This window comes from Colwellia sp. 12G3 (assembly GCF_002836775.1).
Classification (GTDB): domain Bacteria; phylum Pseudomonadota; class Gammaproteobacteria; order Enterobacterales; family Alteromonadaceae; genus Colwellia.
The window spans coordinates 114,780-134,726 of the sequence record NZ_PJAQ01000009.1 but is presented as its reverse complement, the minus strand read 5'-3'; the positions used below and the strand labels follow the sequence as shown (position 1 = coordinate 134,726).

Here is a 19,947-nt window from a genome sequence, read left to right as displayed (position 1 = left end):
TCACACAAACTTTTGCGGTGTATTCCTATAAAGCTAAATAATGTTTGTTATCTATTAATTTAACTGAAATGGCATACGAATATTTACTTTAACACCAGAAGGTTGATTATGGGAAACAACTAACGAGAATTTTTCATTATACAAAGCTTGTAAACGTTCACGTGTATTTACTAAACCGACACCACTTTCACGGTGCAAATTTCCATTAATAATATCTGCGCCAGGCCCATTATCTGCCACTTCTATCAATAAATCATCGGCAAAGCGATTAATGGAAATAGTAATACTACCGCCCTGCTCTTGTACGGCAATAGCATGTTTTATCGCATTTTCAGCTAATGGCTGTAAAATCATGCTGGGAACTAGCGCTTGTTGGCAATTATCATTTATTTGAAAATTAAGATGTAACCTATCTTCAAAACGAACTTGTTCGATAGCTAGATACAACTGCAACGCTTGTATCTCAGATTCCAAAGTGACTTTTTTCATGGGGTCTTTATCCAGTGAATAACGTAAAAATTCACTGAGCTTAGTGACCATTGAGTTTGCCGTTTTATTTTCTTCTACCAAAATAAGCGTTGAAATAGCATTGAGCGTATTAAACAAAAAATGAGGATTGAGTTGATAGCGCAACATTTTTAGCTGTGCTTGATGAGCAACCGCGTTAGCTTTTAAAACATTTTGTTTTGCTACCTGTAACATTTGATAGTATTTACTACCGAAATATAGACCGCTCCAACTTAAAATAATGTAAAAGGATCCTAAAGTATTTTGGGTATACATATACCAAAACTCTGGTTCATACCCATGTTTGTATATTTCCCAGTAGTTTATATTTTTTACAATTTGCCACAGTACACCAGTAAAATATGATGAAAAAATGACAACTAAGGCAATCTTAATCGGGGGAAAGTTCCACGCTTTACGATAAATATAACGCAGCGGGACAGTAAACAACCAGCCTGCATAAGCATTAAGAAAAATAATTATCACAAAGATATCACGTAAATCATGCTGCAATGAGCCAAGATAATGCACAAAAGCAAAGCCAAACCAGCCCGCGGTATGGGCTAGCCAAAATAAACGATTTCTATTTTCTAGTAATTCTTTCCAATTCACAAAAATAACCATTTAATGGATGCTGTAAAGAAGTATGCGCTAATAATTAAATGATTTCATTGTCTTTGACCGTACTAATCTAGCGACTTATCGCATACTGACTTTGTTTCTCAAGCTATCCTTTTTCTACAGCGATAACATAGCACCTAATGGTTGACCACCTAATAAGTGCATATGAATATGGTAAACCTCTTGCCCACCATCACTATTACAATTGATAATTAATCGGTAGCCATTCTCATCAATCCCCTCTTCCTTGGCCAATTTTTTAGCTACCGTAATCATACGTCCTAAGGTGAGTTCATCGTCACTGGTCACATCATTAATAGTGGCAATGTGCTTATTGGGAACAATGAGTATATGAGTATCGACACGGGGAGAAATATCTCGAAAAGCAGTAACTAATTCATCTTGATATAGCAAAGGCGTTGGAATTTCTTGACGAATAATTTTAGAAAAAATTGTTTCTTCATTCATAGTAGAGTCTCTTATTAGAGGTGAGTGCAAATGTATTAGTAGTTTACCGCCATATAAATATAAATCACGCCTTTACTACATTTTATTGACCTTAATCAACCTCCTAGTAGCTACAAGTGTGACATCCTTAGTCCTAATAAGGAATTTATACAAAAAACAAACACGACTTAGGCAGCACTATGGATATAGATTTTAGTGAAATCAACTATTTAAAAGATCCTACATGGCAAGATTTGCATGCGGATTACGAACAATTTCTTTTATCGATGACAGGACCAACCGTTATTGATATATCAGGGACTGATCCGGATAAATGTCGGGTGTTTACGACACTGCTTCATGGTAATGAGCCTTCAGGTTTAATCGCCATGCATCGCTACTTAACTGAGATTTTAGCGCAAGATAAACCGTGCACAAATCTACGTTTTATTATCTGTTCGGTAGAAGCCGCGACCGCTAAACCATTATTTAGCCAGCGTTTTGTTAATGGTGGCATGGACATTAACCGTTGTTTTGGTAAAGATTGCTCTTTTGTATGTCGTGATGGGCAAAGAGGTTATTGTCAACGAGCATCATTGATTGAACAAGCTATCAGGGAAGTTAACCCTGAAATGGTGATCGACCTTCACAATTCTTCAAGTCCAGGTCCCACGTTTTCAATTAGTTCGGTGGTAACTACAGAAGTGCTATCGCTTGCCTCATTATTTTGTCAAACCCTCATACTATCTGATTTAAATATGGGTTCGATTATGGAGCAAAGTTTCAATTGTCCATTCATTACCATTGAATGCGGTGGCTGCCAAGATGAGCAAGCCCATGAAATCGCTTTTTCAGGTATTTCACAAGTTGCTAAGTGCGAAAGTATTGGTTACATACAACAAGAAAAGCCAGTAGAAGTCATTTATCGTCCACTACGCTTGCAATTAAAAGCACAAACCAAATTATCTTACGCTCAACATGATGAGGGTTATAGTGGCGTCACCCTTAAAGAAAATATTGAGTGCTTTAACTTTGGTAGTGCCCATCAAGATGAAATGCTAGGTTGGATTGATGGTAATGGCCTTGATAACTTACAACTTATAGATAAGAGTGGTAAAGACGTACTTAATGAATACTTTTACGCTAGAGATAATCAATTAGTTTGCCGACATAATCTACGTCTATTTAAAGCGACAACCAATAAGAGTACTGCTATAAATGACTGTTTATTTTATGTGGTAAAACTGGCTTCAACCGATATTTAATAGTAATACCAAGTTGATTAAGTTTTTTCCCACTCAGCGAGAATTAAAAGGCTTAGAGGCAAGGCACTCGATTGAGCAATAGCTGACTTTTGGTATTGGTATTGGTATTGGTATTGGTATTGGAAGAAAGTAAGTGTTATTCGACTAGGTAAATGCAATCACTAACGAAGCCTGACAGTATCACGCTTCGTTAGTTTAAAAGTACGCCAATAGGTTTATGCCATTTATGAATTGGAAAGTACTTCATTAAAACGGTCAAAACCTTTCGATAAATCTTCAAGCAAATCGTCAACATCTTCTAAGCCGATATGAAGACGAATTAACGGATATTCACAGTCGAAAGTTGTCGCACTACGAATAGCATTTACATTAGTGATACCTAATATCAAGCTTTCAAAACCTCCCCAAGAATAGCCCATTTTAAAATGATGCAGACCATCTAAAAACGCAGTTAATGCCACTTTATTGCCGCAATTAAGAACAAAAGAGAATAAACCGTTAGATCCTTCAAAATCTCGTTTGAAAAATTCATGTCCCGGACAAGAATCAAAAGCTGGATGTAAAATTTTAGCGACTTCAGGTCGTGTCTGTAACCAGTTAGCAACCTTTAGTGCACTTTGCTGATGCTGTTTTAACCTAACGCCAAGTGTACGAATACCGCGTAAAGCAAGATATAAATCATCTGGGGAAGTACATTGCCCCATCAAATAACTGTAATCACGAAGCTGTGGCCAGTATTTTTCTATCGCGGTTGCCGTACCTAACATAACATCTGAATGACCGACGATATATTTTGTTGCCGCTTGTACGCTCACATCAACGCCATAATCAAATGGCTTAAAGTTAATGCCTGCCCCCCAAGTATTATCAAGCATGACAATACAATCATGTTTATGTGCAACAGCACTAATAGCGGGAACGTCTTGCACTTCCATAGTAATAGAGCCCGGTGATTCTAAAAAAATCAGACTGGTATTATCTTGAATCAATGCTTCAATATCAGCACCAAGCATAGGGTCATAATAGGTAGTACTGACGCCCATTTTAGTTAATATTTTATCGCAGTAATCACGGGTAGGTTCATAGGCACTATCCACCATTAATATGTGGTCGCCCTGCTTAACAAAGGCTAAAATAGCATTGGTGATCGCTGCGGTACCTGATGGATATAAAGCACAACCTGCGCCACCTTCTAACTCAGTCATGGCATCACTAAAAGCAAACGACGTATTGGTACCACGTCGCCCATAAACCATCGTTTGATTATGTCTATTGGCAACCGCATTATTCATTTCTGCAACGGTATTAAAAACGACGGTAGATGCACGAGTAACAGGAGGATTAACCACTCCATTAGTCCATTTAGCACTACGTCCAGCATTTACTATCTTAGTATCTTGTTTCATATTGACCTCCATTAAAGGGATTGAGTTCTAGGGCATGAGATTTAATTTCAGCTATCTAGCCATCTAAAACTTTTATACCGTATTTATAACCTGTATAGACTTAACTGGCTAGAATTAGTTAACAATAAAATGAAAATACATATACCGAATAGATATATCGACAGTCACGCTGAAGCGATGGTTAAAAAAGTCCCATTTGATCGCCTGTAATGGACTCAAAGTCTTTCCCAATGAAAGGTAGAATATCATCCGCTATTGGTTTAAGTTGTTTCTCTACATAAAAGTCGTAATCGAGTTTACTTGTCCTAAACTCTAACGGCTGTACACCATCCAAAGTAATGACATATCGAATAGTACTTCTATGTTGATATTTTTGCTTTTTACCTTGAGCCTCGAGCTTTGTATTAGCAATCAATGCCGCTTTAATATGAGGCGGTGTATTAACGTAATCACTTAGCTTACGTCTTATTTTTTTCTGATAAACTAATTTTTCGTCATGGTGTCCTTGTTTGAGTTCATTCACTACCTTTTTAATGTACGCTTCAATAGGTTCATCATTAAAAACTAATCGATATAACTCTTGTTGAAAGTCTTTACTTAACGCGGTCCAATCACTTCGAACAGTTTCCAAGCCCTTAAAGATAATCTCTCCGTTAGATAAGCCTGCGTAGCGCTTTTTGGTACCGATAACCTTTTGATCTTTAGTATGATTAAGGCCACGTATTCTTGGCATTAAAAACTTAGTAAAATGCGTTTCATATTCAATTTCTAATTGGCAGCTAATTTTAAAGTCTTGCTTTAAGGTAAGTTGCCATTTTTCATTAATGAAATTTTGTAATTCAATACCTAAATCATTTGCTTGCTGCTTTGATTTGTCTGCACCAATGGAAACAAAGATGGAGTCGGTATCACCGTAGATAACTTGATGCCCTAGGTTTTCAATCCACATACTGGTTTTCTTTAAAATCTCATGACTTCGTTTAGTAATAGAGCCCGATAATCTCGGATCAAAAAAACGACAACCTGTTGAGCCCAAGACCCCATAAAAACTATTCATTATAATTTTTATGGCTTGTGACAATGCGGCATTTTTTTGCTGTTTGGCTTTATCACGTTCAAACCAAAGTGATTCAATAATATCAGGTAAAAAGTGTGCTTTTCTTGAAAAATAGGCGCCATCAAAGCCACTAATAACAAGAGCTCGATTATCTTCTTTACGTTGCGATACTTTTTCGTTAGTTGATTTCTGAGCATTCATCTCTTGTAAGCCTTCAATTAAACCCATGGGATCAATTTTGAAAGTACGAATGATACTGGGATACAAAGACTTAAAATCTAACACCAGTACATTGTCATATAGACCGGGAATAGAATCCATGACATAGCCACCAGGGGAGATCAAACCCGAGACACCATCGCCCATATTTGGCGCTATATAACCACTGCGGTGCAATTTTGGTAAGTAAAGATTGGTAAATGCGGCAACTGAACCTCCTACTCTATCTATGGCAAGCCCGGTCAGTTGTGATCTTAATTGTGCAAAAGCGAGTAACTGTGTTTTTTCAAATATTAACCAAACTAATCGGCAATCTTCAAGATTATACGCCGCTAATGCGGGTTTATTATGGTTAAAGTTATCGGTGATCTCTTGTACTCTATTGTCGACATCAACGACTTTTTTACCCAGCCCAAGTAAACTATGTGCGACATTATCGAGTGAAAAACTAGTAAAGTTATACGTCGCTGTTTTTAGCAAGTCGATGCCATCAAGGACTACACGCCCAGCTATTTCAATAAAATGTTGGTCACTATTATTTGCATTAGTACGCCAATAAGGCTTACTGCCGTCACGACCGATGGCAAACTTAATACCATATAAATCACAGCGTTTTTGTAGTAACGTAAAATCAAAATTAATGACATTCCAGCCTATAAAAATATCGGCATCAAATAAATTGACTTCATCAATGAACTGCACCAGTAAATGCCTTTCATCAACTTGCCACTGAATATAAGCTGCACAATTTAATTCCGGCTCACCAATCATTAGTACCCGTTTAAACTCTTCTTTAATACCTAAAGAGTTACGATTAAACGCATATAAACCGATGGAGTATAGCTCGCCTTCCATTGAGCACTCTATATCAATGGATAGCATTGTTAAGCTAATCTCATTTTGCTTTTCTGACCTTTTGCACTGGGCTTGCGTTACTAATTGATAGCTCTGAGAAGTTTTATCGGGTTCAGCTATTTGATTATCGCTAATATCACCTAGTAGATGACTTTTAGCGCTATTTATCTGATTACCTATAAAGCGGTCTATAGACTGGCCAACATAAGCAATATCAGCGGTAATATGGCGCTCCATCAGAAATCTATCATCAGCACGAATATCATCTTCATAACATTTTATTTGTTGTGATTTCAAGGCATCCCTCGCACGGTAAAAGCTGCGCATCGAGGAAAAGTACAGTGCAGCTACTTTTAGCTGAGTAAAGGTCTTTAGTGGTAACTGTTGGGATTTTTCTAGAGAAATTCGCTGGTCAATTAGTATACGTTGCGCTGTTGCTAAATGATGATGTTCAATAAAGAAAACAGCTAATTCATTATTTATTTGAAGCTTCAGCGGACCTGAATTATTTTTGAGCCATAGGGTGATTTCTAGGCCCCTAGCCGTATCTTGCACTTGTCGTGTCAGTAAAAAACCACGATTAATTTCCGTTGTCATAAAATTTGTCATTTTATCATTAAATTTTTCGTGTAACACGTCTAAACCTGTTAATATATACAGCAGTGTAACCGTTCTCATGTTTTTTGGAAACTAGTAATAATGTTATCTGATAAGTTAAAGCAAGCTATTCGCCAAGCATATAAAGCCATCGGCGAGAATTTAACGCATTTTAATCCTCGTAAACAACAAACCCTACTGATTGCCGAAATAGCAAAGACCTTAGCGGGTGAATACGACAAAGATAGAAAAATAATTACTATTGAAGCAGGCACTGGTACCGGTAAATCACTGGCCTACTGTTTAGGTGCTATCCCCCTAGCCCTTTCGCGTGATAAAAAAGTGTGTATTTCGACCGCCACTGTTGCGTTGCAAGAACAGTTAGTTGACAAAGACTTACCCTTTCTAAAAAAATACGCAGGATTAAATTTTGACTTCACTTTAGTCAAGGGTAGGCAGCGCTACGTATGTCGTCAAAAGTTAACGCAAGCGGTAACAACAGGCTCAGGCAGTGAACCAACACAAGTAGGTTTCACTTTTGCTGAAAAACCTGATGCTAAAGATATTCGTACACTAAATTCCATGCACAAAGCCTTACTCGATGGTAGTTGGTTAGGCGATATAGACTCGTGGGCAACGAATTTACCTCATCATATTTGGCAACAAGTACAAAGTGATAAACACAGTTGCTTAAAAAACTTATCTGAACACACCCATTGCCCATTTCACAAAGCACGTGAAACGATGGATCAAGCCCATGTTTTAGTTATTAACCACAGCTTGTTATTGGCTGACTTGGAGCTCGGCGGCGGCAGAATACTCTCTTCACCTGAAGATACCATTTACATTATTGACGAGGCGCACCATCTACCCAAAGTGACTCGTGACTTTTCCAGTGCAAGTATTACCTTAAAAGGTTCAATTGAATGGTTAACTAAGCTCAGAGATACTGGCGATAAAATGGCTAAATTGATCAAATCTCGCAATGCCATTTCTCCTGCATTAAAGTTAGGGGATGATTGCCAAGATTTATTATTGGAAATGCAAAAGGTCCTTAATTTTGTTGAAGCTAATGCCAATGTGTATTTTCTAGAAGAAGAATCATCTCAAGGGTCAAATTTTACTAAAAAATCTCAGAATGATTCTCAAGTGTATCGATTTGAAAATGGCATCATTCCGCAAACATTAAAAAACTGGGCTGAGGATATACAAAGTCTCAGTAAAAAATCGTTAGCTAATTTAAATAAGCTCTATAGTGGATTGATTGAAGCGGTAAAAGATGGCGATACGCAGATGTATTTAGCCGAGCCATTACTAGCTGAAGCTGGTTTTATGATCCAACGCTTGGAGAACTTACAAGCTCTTTGGTTTATGTATGCTAAAACAGATAGTGATAAAGGTGCACCAATGGCTCGCTGGTTAGAGAGGATCACCAGTAAACGTCTCGATTACTTATTAAGCGCGTCTCCTATTGAAGTAGGTTTTACCTTGGAAAATATGCTTTGGAGTCAATGCGAAGCAGCGGTATTGTGCTCAGCGACTTTACGTGCGTTAAATTCTTTTGATCACTTTCGTTTTCAAGTAGGTTTAAAAAATAATGATGGTAGTCAATATCAGCAAGTTGATTCTCCTTTTGATTATCAAAACAATGCACAATTAGTCATCGCCAATATGGACAATGAAGCCAGTGCACAAGAATTTACTGATGAAATAATTACGAAATTACCGCGTTATCTTGAACAAGGCAGTGCCAGCTTGGTATTATTCTCTTCCTATTGGCAAATGAATAAGGTTGCCGAGGCATTAAGAGATAACAGCGACATTGAAATAATGGTTCAAGGCGAGTTGTCACGTCAAAAAATAATAGAGCAACATAAAAAACGTTGTGATGATAATAAAATAAGTATAATTTTTGGTACACAAAGCTTCTCCGAGGGACTAGATTTACCTGGAGACTACCTCAATAACTTAATCATAACCAAATTGCCATTTTCTGTACCTACCTCTCCTGTTGAGCAAGCACAAGCAGAATATGTCACGGCAAAAGGTGGCAATCCGTTCATGACCCTTTCTGTACCAGACACGTCAAAAAAATTGGTACAAGCCTGCGGTAGATTATTACGCAATGAAAAGGATGAAGGGGTTATTACTTTGTTAGATAAACGTGTAGTGACTAAACGTTATGGCAAGCAATTACTCGACTCACTTCCACCTTTTAGTCGAGTATTCGAAAAGTAGCAGAGCTTTATTCTTACTTAGTAATCAATAACATATTCTACTGCAGCACTTAAAGATTCTCGGTCATACCACCCGACTAACCAATATGTATACTTCAAAGCTATGGATCATTCAAATTTATATAACGATAAAAGGAAGGTTTTCCCTATTTACTACTTAAGCAACAAAACTAGATGACTCACTGTCTCCTCTGATGTTATTTAAATGGTAATTGATATCTTATATACCGATTTCATTGACCATAGTTGAGGTTAGTCTTTATTCTTCGGATATAAAAAAGGCTTAAAATAAATTTTAAGCCTTTAATCATAGTTTGCACTACTTTAGTATTTTTTCTTTTTAGATTCTGCTGCATCAGCTAATGCTTTAGCAAAAGCTTTTGTTGTCGCCATCACATCAGCTTGTTTGGTAAATTCAATATTTACCCCTGTTTTAACCAGTTCTTGATAAAAGTCTTCAACAGTACAGCTTTCAACTTGTTTACAAACAATTCCGTATTTTAATATTGCTGGTTCAAACGCTTGTAAAGATGCTTTTTTAAGCCATACAAGTGATTCGTGTAAATCTTTGTCAACTGCAGTTCCGTTTAGATACATTTGAGCTAAGTTTACTTGGCCTAGTGCAAAACCTAAATCAGCCGACTCTTCAAATTTCTCTAACGCCATCCCTGCTTTATCAGCATCTTTAGCAAACTTTAAATATTCTAAACCAGCAAAATTCTCTTTTTTACCTGGGATAAATATAGAACTAGATTCAAAATGAGAGTCAGGAACAACTACATTACCGTCAAGCATATTACCTTCAGGTCGACGAGCTAATACGATAGCACCTGACTCAACCATTTGTTGTAATTCAGAAACGGTATAATTGTGACGTTTCTCTTGGAAAAACTTTTCAAATCTTAGCTGTGCATAACGAATGGCTTCATTTAATTCATGCTCTTGCAGATAAAAATAACTACTAAAGTTAATCGTAACTACATCACCAGTAATATCTTGAACTTTCGCCATACGAAACTTTTCAGCGGGACGAAGATTATCTTTAATTACGCGGAAATCAACATAATAGAAATCATTCAATTGTGGTTCAGCGATTATTGCATTGGTTTGTTCACTTAATTTAAGATCTTTATAAAAAACACTGCCTGCCACACCAGCAACAACTAAAAGAACTAAAACAATTATCTTGGTTCTATGCAAAACCAACCAAGGATCAGGATCCTTAGTATCTACGGTGTAATGGTAGTAAGGTTCGTTTTGTTCGTTTTCAGCGGTTGGAGCATCGACACATGCTACTGCTTCTTCAGATTGCGTTTGTGATAGTGCTTCTTGATCAACTTCTGCTGTAGGCAAATGCTCATCTTCCTCATCATACTCGCGAATTGCTGCTTGTGGCATAACCGCTCCTCTATTATTTTTATTCTTATTTTCTTAGAAAATACCATTTGAACATAAATTACACAAGCGTTAATTTAATGTTACTTCGATTTAACATTAGTATTATTGAATCAGAGCACATTTATTATCTTAGTTAGAATGCAAATACTCATGACTTCAATAATTATTCCAATAGCTTGAGTTTATTAAATTAATTTAGAGTTCTAAGGCGAAATACTCTTAATAAACAGAGTATACATCATACTACAATTAAAACAATCGTTTGATTATTGTCCGTCAATGGAAATTAAAACAAAAAAATTCTTTTAAATTAATTCACACTGCCGTCTTTACTAGCAAAGCTAAAGCAGGGGAAAAAAGCATATTAAAGGGGTGACGTTTATATCTATTAGGCTAAGTTAACTTATCAGGATAAGATGATCTTACTTCGATAGTCTTATCTGCGATATAACCATGAAACAAACAACCAAAGTTACCTTATTATCATTGCTAGTATTCCCTGGCGTTGGCCATTTAGTTTTAAAAAAATATTTTGTCGCACTTGCTTTTATTGCTAGTTTTACCTACCCACTGCTTGGTTTAGTTAAAGAAATTCATAATAAAACTCAACAAGTGATTGATAGCATTATCAGAGGTGAAATCCCTATTGAGGTTTCAGCAATACGCCGAGCACTCATTGAACAGGGTGCATTAGAAAACCCTAACTTGGCTATGATTGGTTATTTACTGTTATTTATTTGGATAATTGCGGCATTTGATGCTTATAGGATCGCTAATAAAAACGTTAACAGTCTCACTGAGCAATCATAATAAATAAGAAAGCAGCTGAGTTATCAACTCACTTTTCAACCTTTTAACTACACCTAACTATTCGTTATGTTATGTAGCGCTTTTTTATTTGGCTATTGCTGGGTATAATTGCGCTGTTTTCCCCTTTGAGCAATATGAATGAATTACTTACCGTTAGAGAGTTTAAAGAATGCTTGGATTTTTAAGCATAAAAGTTTACCTATTGCAGATAATGATTTAGCCAAAATAAAACCCATGAATGTTGAACGAGCGAATATAGTCTGGGACACTTTTATATCTCGTCAAGTAGATCATCCTGACTTTTTCAAAAAAGGTGATTGGCCTTCAGATAAAAGCAACTGGTTAGAGCAAGGAAAATGGGAAGGTCTTTGGGACAGCAACGAACAAGCGCTACCTGAATTAATTACCAGCCATTTAGACTGGGACCAGAATACCGTCGTTTATTACTGCAGTTCACGAGATAATGTAATAGAAACAAATTGGGCAACATTCCAACGATGCTGGAAAAATTTTTTGTTTATGGATGACGGCCCCATATTATTAGGTAAGAAACGCCAACAAGCAGTGCAATTTACTAGTAATGGCTATTTTAAACTTGGCCAAAAGCCAAGTAGTAATTAAACAAGCTTCTATTTACATCATATTTTTATTACAACGGGCCTACTTTGCATAATAATAATCGCCACAAACAGGGATATAATTTTACAGCTTTAGTTAAAGCGCACCCAGAATTATCACGTTTTATTATAAAAAATAAATTCAATAGTCAAGACACTATAGATTTTGCTAATCCCTTGGCAGTTAAAGCGCTTAATTTGTCTTTATTAAAAAGTGAATATAACATTGATTTTTGGAACATACCTGATGGCTATCTATGCCCTGCTATTCCAGGAAGAGTGGACTATATCCACCATCTCCATGATTTATTAGCAGCAACACCCAACGTATTAATACCGAATAAAACTCCGGTTAACGTATTAGATATAGGTACAGGGGCCAGTTGTATTTACCCTATTTTAGGACAAAGAGCATATGATTGGCATTTTGTCGCCTCGGACATTGACCCTGTTTCAATAAAAGTTGCCAAGCAGATCATATCAGCTGATAAGTTGTTAGATAAACATATAAAATGTCGTCTACAGCCGGATAGTAATCATATATTTAACGGTGTAATAGCCAAAGATGAATTCTATCATCTAACACTATGTAACCCTCCATTTCATAGTTCATTGGCTGAAGCAACTCAAGGCACTACACGAAAAATAAGAAATTTAAATAAAGCTAAACCTCCTGCTAAAATTCAGGATAAAACACTCAATTTTGGTGGGCAAAAAGCAGAACTTTGGTGCCAAGGTGGTGAACTAGCTTTTATTGGGAAAATGATTAAAGAAAGCAAGGCTTATCAAAAGCAAGTACTTTGGTTTACCTGTTTAGTATCAAAAAAAGATCATTTGTCCAAGCTTAAGCTCAACTTAAAGAACTCCCAAGCAAAGCAAGTTAAAGTAATTAACATGGCTCAAGGACAGAAAATTAGCCGCTTTATCGCTTGGAGCTTCTATGATGTTAATTAAATTAATACTTAATAGTTTTTAGCAATTAAGTATTATTCTTTATGCTTGAACCCGATCACCAGCAACGAGCTCTCCTAAGCAAAACAACTGCCATTGGCCTGCTGTCATTTTATGCCAGGTCTCATTATCCGTCAGCGGTTTTGTCGCAATAACGGTAACAACATCATTACTAGTGGTTTCTTTTTGAAAATCCACTGCCATTTCAGCATCAATTAGACTTGCTTGTCCAAAAGGAGCTCTGCGGGTAAGCCAATGCAAGTTATTAGAGCAGTATGCGAACAAGTACTCGCCATCAGTAATAATAATATTAGCAACACCTAAGTTATCAAGTTTTACCGCGAGTGAAGCTATAAAGCCAAATAACAACTTGGCCTCAACTTGCTTGGCACCAAACTCAAGATGTAATTGATCGAGTATCCAGCAAAAAGCATGTTCACTATCAGTAGTTCCAATGGGTAAATGAAATTCAATAGGTAGTTCACTATAAAAATCTTTTAATTGACCATTATGGGCATAGGTCCAGTTCCTTCCCCACATTTGTCTAACAAATGGATGAGTATTTTCAAGACAAACCTCACCCGAATTAGCTTGACGAATATGACAGACGACAGCTTCACTTTTCATTGGGTACTTTGTAACAAGCTCAGCAATAGGTGAATGAGCACTTGGCATAGGATCTTTAAAACTACGACATCCTTTCCCCTCATAAAAAGTCACGCCCCACCCGTCACTATGCGGTCCAGTATTACCTCCTCGTTGCATTAAACCACTAAAACTAAAGCAGATATCCGTTGGTACATTGGCACTCATCGCTAACAATTCACACATTTTTTAACCTCTTTAAACAACCAAACACTTTAAAGTAAAATGTGCTTGGCTAAATCTACAATTTATTCTATAAATAGAGTATACCATTGACTAAAAATTATTTTAAATTCAAATACTTTTTCACTCATTACGCTTCACACAAACACGACAAGGGAATCCTGTGGATATTATTATTTGGTTATTTGCCGCAATATCGTTAACTTGGTTTATGAGCTATACAAGAGCATCGTTATCAAGTTATAGCTTAAGTTTTGCCGCGCTAATGGCACTCGGTTCTTTATTCAATATAATTGGCATTGTTTCTTGGTTGCTTTTTGCTGTCATAGCGCTGCCGCTAAATATTGATAACATCCGCCAACAATTCATTAGTATGCCTTTATTGGCGATTTTTAAAAAGATAATGCCGCAAATGTCTTCGACAGAGCAAGAAGCTATAGATGCTGGTACTACATGGTTCGATGCTGATTTATTTCGCGGTAATCCTGATTGGAAAAAACTTCACAACTACCCTCGACCTCGGTTGAGTACACAAGAGCACGCATTCATAGATGGCCCTGTTGAGCAGATTTGTGCCATGGTTAATGACTGGCATATTACCCATGAAATTGCCGATCTTCCTCCAGAAATATGGCAGTTCTTAAAAGAAAACAAATTTTTTGCCTTAATCATTAAAAAGCAATATGGAGGTTTAGAATTCTCTGCTTATGCACAATCTCGTATATTACAAAAGCTCACGGGAGTTAGCTCAGTCCTGGCTAGTACAGTAGGTGTTCCCAATTCTTTAGGTCCCGGAGAATTACTGCAGGAATATGGCACTAAAGCTCAGCAAGACTATTACTTACCGCGCTTAGCTTCTGGTGAAGAGATCCCTTGCTTTGCCCTTACCAGCCCTGAAGCGGGCTCTGATGCCGGTTCTATTCCTGATTTCGGGATTATTTGTCATGGACAGTTTGATGGTAAAGATGTTTTAGGGATGAAGCTGACATGGGATAAACGTTACATCACCCTAGCGCCTATCGCTACGGTTTTAGGATTAGCCTTTAAATTGCAAGATCCCGATAAAATTATTTCAGAACAACAAGATTTAGGGATAACTTGTGCGCTTATTCCAACAAATTTACCTGGCATTACTATTGGTCGAAGACACTTCCCCCTCAACGTGCCTTTTCAAAATGGTCCAACCCAAGGTAGTGAGGTTTTTGTACCACTAGATTTTATTATTGGCGGCGCGGATATGGCTGGCCAAGGTTGGCGTATGTTAGTTGAGTGCCTTTCCGTTGGTCGAGCAATAACATTGCCGTCAAACAGTGCTGGAGGAGTAAAAACGGTAGCCTTAGCGACAGGTGCTTATAGCCGTATAAGACGTCAATTTAAAATGCCCATTGGTAAAATGGAGGGTATTGAAGAACCTCTGGCCCGTATAGGCGCTAATGCTTATTTAATGGATGCGGTCACAACTATGTCAACAGGTGCCATTGATTTAGGTGAAAAACCGTCCGTTATTTCAGCTATCGCTAAATATCACCTGACAGAGAAAATGCGTTCATCCATGATAGATGCGATGGACATTCATGGTGGTAAAGGTATTTGCATGGGACCAAACAATTATTTAGCAAGGGGGTATCAAGGTGCGCCTATTGCAGTGACCGTTGAAGGTGCCAATATTCTTACCCGTAGTATGATTATTTATGGTCAAGGGGCCATTCGTTGTCATCCATACGTACTAGCAGAACTCGAAGCAGCCAATAACAGTGATAATGAACAAGCCCTTAATGATTTTGATCATGCTCTATTTGGTCATATCGGTTTTAGCATCAGTAATATAGGTCGTAGTTTATGGTGTTCTTTAACTGGCTCACGCTTCTTGGGTAGTCCATATAATGATGAGACTCGCCGCTATTATCAATTACTTACTCGCTTTAGTGCCAACTTGGCCATGCTTTCAGATATTGCGATGTTGTCATTGGGCGCTGATTTAAAAAGAAAAGAACGTATCTCAGCTCGACTTGGTGATATTTTAAGTAACTTGTATTTAGCTAGCGCCACATTAAAACGCTATAACGATGAAGGGAGAAAAACAGCAGATTTTCCATTCGTTCAGTATGCTGTTGAAGACTGTCTATACGAGATGCAACACGCCATTGATGAATTGATTAGCAACTTTCCAAATAAAATTATTGCGAAATGTTTACGCGCTATCATTTTTCCTTTAGGTACTTGGTTAAATAAGCCAAGTGATGAAATAGCACATAAAGTATCAGAATTACTGCAAACACCTGGTTCTTCAAGGACTCGCTTAGGTCAAGGTCAATATTTAACTCGAGATGGTTGCAATATTTTTGGCAGATTAGAACAAGTGCTTGAGGACATAATTAATTGCGAACCAATTTATGAAAAAGTCTGCCATGCGTTAAATAAAAAATTACCATTTTATCAGCTTAATAAGGTAGCAGAGCTCGGCCTTACCAATAATATCATTTCAAACGAGGAAGCTGAATTATTAACAAATGCTGAACTTGGACGGCAATGGGTTATTGCCGTAGATGACTTTAAAAGTGATGAATTAACCGCATCAATACCTGCTCTATAGTGACATAAAACATAAAGCTCTTATTACAATTTATCTTCCTTTGTAATAAGAGTATATAAAATGTTTTTTAATACTATCAACAACCCAAAATAATGTTAAAATAAAGTAAATGTAATGCTAAAATATTAATAGAGCTGAAGATGCCCGTTAAAGATATCATAACTACAAAAATGACTAAACAGCATACAAATATGCCGGTCAAGCGTCGTTCTAAAGGGGAAAAAACCCGTGAGAAAATACTCATTGCTGCTATTGAAGTTTTAGCACTCAATGGTGTAAAAGGTACTACCCACCGAGCCATTGCTAGCCATGCACAAATTCAGCTGTCATTAACGACTTATTATTTTAAAGATATTCAAGAGCTTATCCATCAAGCTTTTAGGTTAAATTCCGAACAAATTTTATCTCGTGCAGATACTATCTTAGCAGCAACTTTTATCGCTACTTCGAAGATAGAAAAGAAGGAGTTAAGAAAAACAACCGTGAAGGAAGCTTTGTGTCAGCAACTGAGTAATATGACCTCTGAATATTTAGTTGATAACATTAAGCATCATGCTATATCACTTGCTGTTGAGCAATTGATGCTGACGGAGATTCAAGTAACGCCAGAGTTGCGTTTACTTGTACAAGAACATGAATTAGCGCAACTTGTACCTTACGAAAAGCTATGTAGCTTCTTTAACAAAATTAACCCTGAGCTTGATGCTAAGATAATGTATACCGTTTTCTCTCAGCTTCAATATAGTCAACTGGCAAAACAGGTAAGTATAGATAATGCGTTAATTACACACACAACGCGAAGAATTATTGCTTGGATCATGTCACTAAAATAGTGTAAACAACCTCTGATATGGATTGCTTTACACCGACTTATTAAAATAAAAATGCACGGTCAAGACCGTGCATTTTTGTATTAAAGGTTTTCTATTTGCTTACAGAAAAGACATTAGCTCTTGGTCTAGTTGCATTAAACTTTTTGGATCAGCCATCATAGTTTTTGCTAACGATTTCGTTCTAGGTAACATACGTTCAAAATAAAACTCAGCAGTTTTAATTTTAGCACGATAAAAATCACGATTCTCAACATCACCCGCTAATTTTTCATACGCAGATTGTGCCATTTGCGCCCAAAAATAAGCCATGACGACATATCCTGAGTACATTAGGAAATCAACTGAAGCTGAACCAACAACGTCTCTATTCGACTTCGCTTTAAGTCCTAGACGTACTGAATACTGCTGCCAATTAGCAATAGATTTACTGAGTGGCCAAATAAAACGGTTCATTTGACGTTTATGCGGATTACTCGAAATTAAGCTTTTATTCTTACAAAAACTAAGCACTTCTTTAGAGAAATCATTTAATGACTTACCACGCGTCATTAATATCTTTCTTCCTAATAAGTCTAGTGCTTGTATTCCAGTCGTTCCTTCATAAAGTGTAGAAATTCGTGCATCACGCACTATTTGCTCCATGCCCCACTCTTTAATATAACCATGCCCACCAAATATTTGTAAACCATGATTTGCACTTTCAGAGCCAAGCTCTGTTAAAAAAGCTTTTAGTATAGGCGTGATAAAACCTAAGCGATCATCTGCTGCTTTACGCTCTTCTTCTGATTTTGCCATAGAAATATCATCAACGATTTTAGCGGTGTAATAAATCATCGCCCTACCGCCTTCTGAAATCGCCTTCTGCGTCATCAGCATTTTACGTACATCAGGATGAACAATAATTGGGTCTGCAACTTTTTCAGGAAACTTTTTACCCGTTAAAGCACGCATAGATAAACGTTCTTTCGCATAAATCAATGAGTTTTGGAAAGCTAGCTCTGCTGAACAAACGCCTTGTAACGCGGTGCCTATTCGTGCGGTATTCATAAAGGTGAACATACATTCTAAACCTTTATTTTCCGGACCTATAAGCTCACCTACAGCATTATCAAAATTAAGTACTGCTGTCGCTGAGGCTTTGATACCCATTTTATCTTCGATTGAACCACAGGTAACACGGTTTGTATCACCTAATGTACCTTCTTGATCTGATTTTACTTTTGGTACGATAAATAATGAAATACCACGAGTACCTTTTGGCGCATCGGGTAGTCTTGCTAATACGATATGGATAATATTATCGGTTAAATCATGCTCACCCGCAGATATAAATATTTTAGTGCCGGTTATATTGTAAGTGCCATCGCCATTTGGCTCTGCTTTTGTAGTAACTTGCCCTAAATCGGTGCCACATTGTGGTTCCGTTAAGCACATAGTACCTGTCCAAGTACCTTGAATTAAGCGTGTTAGATACAACTCTTTTTGCTTATCATTACCATGTGCATTGATAGTATTCATTGCACCGTGACTAAGCCCTGGATACATTGCCCAAGACCAGTTGGCGGTACCTGTCATCTCTGATTGCACCAAACCTAAAGAAGGTGGTAAACCTTGTCCACCATGTTCTAAGGGGTGCGATAATGCAGACCATCCGCCATCAATATATTGTTGATAAGCTTCTTTAAAGCCCTTAGGGGTAATAACTTTGCCATTATCAAATGTACAACCCTCTTTATCACCGCTTTGGTATAAAGGTAGTAATTCATTTTCACAAAATTTTGCACATTCTTGAAGAATAGCATCAACTAAATCAGGGCTAGCTTCTTCAAACTCTTCATGTTTTTTATAATGATCATAATAATTGAATACATCTTCAATCAAAAATTTAATATCTGCTATGGGTGCTTTATAACTTAGCATTACGCTTCTCCAACAACTTTAGTGTTCTATTTATAATTATATAACTAGATTAAAGCACTGGTCGTACCACTAATTCAAGTTGTTTTTTGCTTTTTTATTAAATTTTTTAAAATACAGTCCTCATTTACTCATAGAACATCTGACAATAAACTCAATGAAAATGGGCTGCAGAGCCTAGATGTTAGTAGACTAAAGCAAGATGAAAATCATTTTATATTGGATACATTTATTTATAGGTTTTACAGGAATGATTCAAAAAGATGAAAAGGGGCAGAATTATTTATTTGAAAGGTATAAATATTGATTAATTTACAGCTAGCGTAGAGTAATTATTGATTAAATAACAACCTAGGGATAAGTTGTAAATATATTTTTTGAATAGAAATTATAAAGGGAATACAAAGGATTAATATATGTAGGAATGATTAGTAGACTAATACATTAAACAAAGTTGGCGGAGTGGACGGGACTCGAACCCGCGACCCCCGGCGTGACAGGCCGGTATTCTAACCAACTGAACTACCACTCCGCGATCTTTGCTCATAAATCATATTAACTGAACGAATTCATTTATTACGATCTTTTTCTTCGTTAAATTTTAGCAGGACTTACAACCCGAATCAATTATGATTATTTTTAACAAAATTGGCGGAGTGGACGGGACTCGAACCCGCGACCCCCGGCGTGACAGGCCGGTATTCTAACCAACTGAACTACCACTCCGCTGTTTTTTGCTTTGATAATTTAACGAATATCACTTCGCATCAACTATGATGATTTTAACAA

General features: G+C 37.0%; 14 protein-coding genes and 2 tRNA genes. 7 read left to right on the top strand and 9 right to left on the bottom strand.

Annotation, left to right across the window (positions count from 1 at the left end; translation table 11 throughout):
- Positions 1–54: 54 nt before the first annotated feature.
- A complete protein-coding gene (locus CXF71_RS03885) occupies positions 55–1,131 on the bottom strand; it encodes a sensor histidine kinase (protein WP_101231668.1) in 1,077 nt (358 codons plus the stop codon).
- Between the two features lie 114 nt (positions 1,132–1,245).
- Entirely contained in the window at positions 1,246–1,596 is a 351-nt protein-coding gene (locus CXF71_RS03880) for an HIT domain-containing protein (RefSeq protein WP_101231667.1), read from the bottom strand.
- A gap of 179 nt (positions 1,597–1,775) precedes the next feature.
- Here CXF71_RS03880 and CXF71_RS03875 point away from each other — a divergent pair, with 179 nt between their 5' ends.
- A complete protein-coding gene (locus CXF71_RS03875; RefSeq protein WP_101231666.1) occupies positions 1,776–2,840 on the top strand; it encodes a succinylglutamate desuccinylase/aspartoacylase domain-containing protein in 1,065 nt (354 codons plus the stop codon).
- A 224-nt stretch (positions 2,841–3,064) separates the two neighbouring features.
- On the opposite strand, the gene CXF71_RS03870 is transcribed toward CXF71_RS03875, so the two are convergent.
- Together CXF71_RS03870 and CXF71_RS03865 are read right to left on the bottom strand one after the other, a co-directional pair.
- A complete protein-coding gene (locus tag CXF71_RS03870) occupies positions 3,065–4,246 on the bottom strand; it encodes a cystathionine beta-lyase (protein ID WP_101231665.1) in 1,182 nt (393 codons plus the stop codon).
- Positions 4,247–4,427: 181 nt separating this feature from the next.
- Positions 4,428–7,013, bottom strand: a complete 2,586-nt coding sequence (locus CXF71_RS03865) for a DNA polymerase II (protein ID WP_232771370.1) — start codon at positions 7,011–7,013, stop codon at positions 4,428–4,430.
- Between the two features lie 63 nt (positions 7,014–7,076).
- Here CXF71_RS03865 and dinG point away from each other — a divergent pair, with 63 nt between their 5' ends.
- Positions 7,077–9,212, top strand: a complete 2,136-nt coding sequence (gene dinG, locus CXF71_RS03860; RefSeq protein WP_101231664.1) for an ATP-dependent DNA helicase DinG — start codon at positions 7,077–7,079, stop codon at positions 9,210–9,212.
- Between the two features lie 323 nt (positions 9,213–9,535).
- On the opposite strand, the gene CXF71_RS03855 is transcribed toward dinG, so the two are convergent.
- Positions 9,536–10,609 (bottom strand): tetratricopeptide repeat protein, encoded by a 1,074-nt coding sequence (locus tag CXF71_RS03855; RefSeq protein WP_101231663.1) that lies wholly within the window; start codon positions 10,607–10,609, stop codon positions 9,536–9,538.
- A 453-nt stretch (positions 10,610–11,062) separates the two neighbouring features.
- Here CXF71_RS03855 and CXF71_RS03850 point away from each other — a divergent pair, with 453 nt between their 5' ends.
- The 3 genes from CXF71_RS03850 (at position 11,063) to rlmF (ending at position 12,990) form a co-directional block, all read left to right on the top strand.
- On the top strand, positions 11,063–11,419 hold the full coding sequence (locus CXF71_RS03850) for a hypothetical protein (protein ID WP_101231662.1): 357 nt from the start codon (positions 11,063–11,065) through the stop codon (positions 11,417–11,419).
- Between the two features lie 138 nt (positions 11,420–11,557).
- Positions 11,558–12,040, top strand: coding sequence for a DUF2947 domain-containing protein (locus CXF71_RS03845; protein WP_101231661.1), 483 nt, complete (start codon positions 11,558–11,560; stop codon positions 12,038–12,040).
- A gap of 44 nt (positions 12,041–12,084) precedes the next feature.
- Entirely contained in the window at positions 12,085–12,990 is a 906-nt protein-coding gene (rlmF, locus tag CXF71_RS03840; RefSeq protein WP_101231660.1) for a 23S rRNA (adenine(1618)-N(6))-methyltransferase RlmF, read from the top strand.
- Positions 12,991–13,029: 39 nt separating this feature from the next.
- Here rlmF and CXF71_RS03835 read toward each other — a convergent pair whose 3' ends face one another.
- A complete protein-coding gene (locus CXF71_RS03835; RefSeq protein WP_101231659.1) occupies positions 13,030–13,818 on the bottom strand; it encodes a class II glutamine amidotransferase in 789 nt (262 codons plus the stop codon).
- 160 nt (positions 13,819–13,978) lie between these two features.
- Between CXF71_RS03835 and fadE the strand changes: the two genes are divergently transcribed.
- Together fadE and CXF71_RS03825 are read left to right on the top strand one after the other, a co-directional pair.
- Positions 13,979–16,408, top strand: a complete 2,430-nt coding sequence (gene fadE / locus CXF71_RS03830; RefSeq protein ID WP_101231658.1) for an acyl-CoA dehydrogenase FadE — start codon at positions 13,979–13,981, stop codon at positions 16,406–16,408.
- 140 nt (positions 16,409–16,548) lie between these two features.
- Positions 16,549–17,241, top strand: coding sequence for a TetR/AcrR family transcriptional regulator (locus tag CXF71_RS03825; protein ID WP_101231657.1), 693 nt, complete (start codon positions 16,549–16,551; stop codon positions 17,239–17,241).
- A gap of 99 nt (positions 17,242–17,340) precedes the next feature.
- Here the strand turns inward: CXF71_RS03825 and CXF71_RS03820 are convergent, their stop codons facing one another.
- From CXF71_RS03820 to CXF71_RS03810, 3 genes are all read right to left on the bottom strand, one after another.
- Complete coding sequence (locus CXF71_RS03820) at positions 17,341–19,161, bottom strand: acyl-CoA dehydrogenase C-terminal domain-containing protein (protein ID WP_101231656.1); 1,821 nt, start codon at positions 19,159–19,161, stop codon at positions 17,341–17,343.
- Positions 19,162–19,613: 452 nt separating this feature from the next.
- Positions 19,614–19,690: transfer RNA gene (locus CXF71_RS03815), tRNA-Asp, on the bottom strand.
- A 117-nt stretch (positions 19,691–19,807) separates the two neighbouring features.
- Positions 19,808–19,884 (bottom strand) — tRNA-Asp (locus tag CXF71_RS03810).
- Between the last annotated feature and the right edge of the window lie 63 nt (positions 19,885–19,947).

Coding starts and splice junctions, on each gene's coding strand:
- CXF71_RS03885 (WP_101231668.1), bottom strand. CDS start 1,131: ATGGTTATTTTTGTGAATTGGAAAGAATTACTAGAAAATAGAAATCGT.
- CXF71_RS03880 (WP_101231667.1), bottom strand. CDS start 1,596: ATGAATGAAGAAACAATTTTTTCTAAAATTATTCGTCAAGAAATTCCA.
- CXF71_RS03875 (WP_101231666.1), top strand. CDS start 1,776: ATGGATATAGATTTTAGTGAAATCAACTATTTAAAAGATCCTACATGG.
- CXF71_RS03870 (WP_101231665.1), bottom strand. CDS start 4,246: ATGAAACAAGATACTAAGATAGTAAATGCTGGACGTAGTGCTAAATGG.
- dinG (WP_101231664.1), top strand. CDS start 7,077: ATGTTATCTGATAAGTTAAAGCAAGCTATTCGCCAAGCATATAAAGCC.
- CXF71_RS03855 (WP_101231663.1), bottom strand. CDS start 10,609: ATGCCACAAGCAGCAATTCGCGAGTATGATGAGGAAGATGAGCATTTG.
- CXF71_RS03850 (WP_101231662.1), top strand. CDS start 11,063: ATGAAACAAACAACCAAAGTTACCTTATTATCATTGCTAGTATTCCCT.
- CXF71_RS03845 (WP_101231661.1), top strand. CDS start 11,558: ATGAATTACTTACCGTTAGAGAGTTTAAAGAATGCTTGGATTTTTAAG.
- CXF71_RS03835 (WP_101231659.1), bottom strand. CDS start 13,818: ATGTGTGAATTGTTAGCGATGAGTGCCAATGTACCAACGGATATCTGC.
- CXF71_RS03825 (WP_101231657.1), top strand. CDS start 16,549: ATGCCCGTTAAAGATATCATAACTACAAAAATGACTAAACAGCATACA.
- CXF71_RS03820 (WP_101231656.1), bottom strand. CDS start 19,161: ATGCTAAGTTATAAAGCACCCATAGCAGATATTAAATTTTTGATTGAA.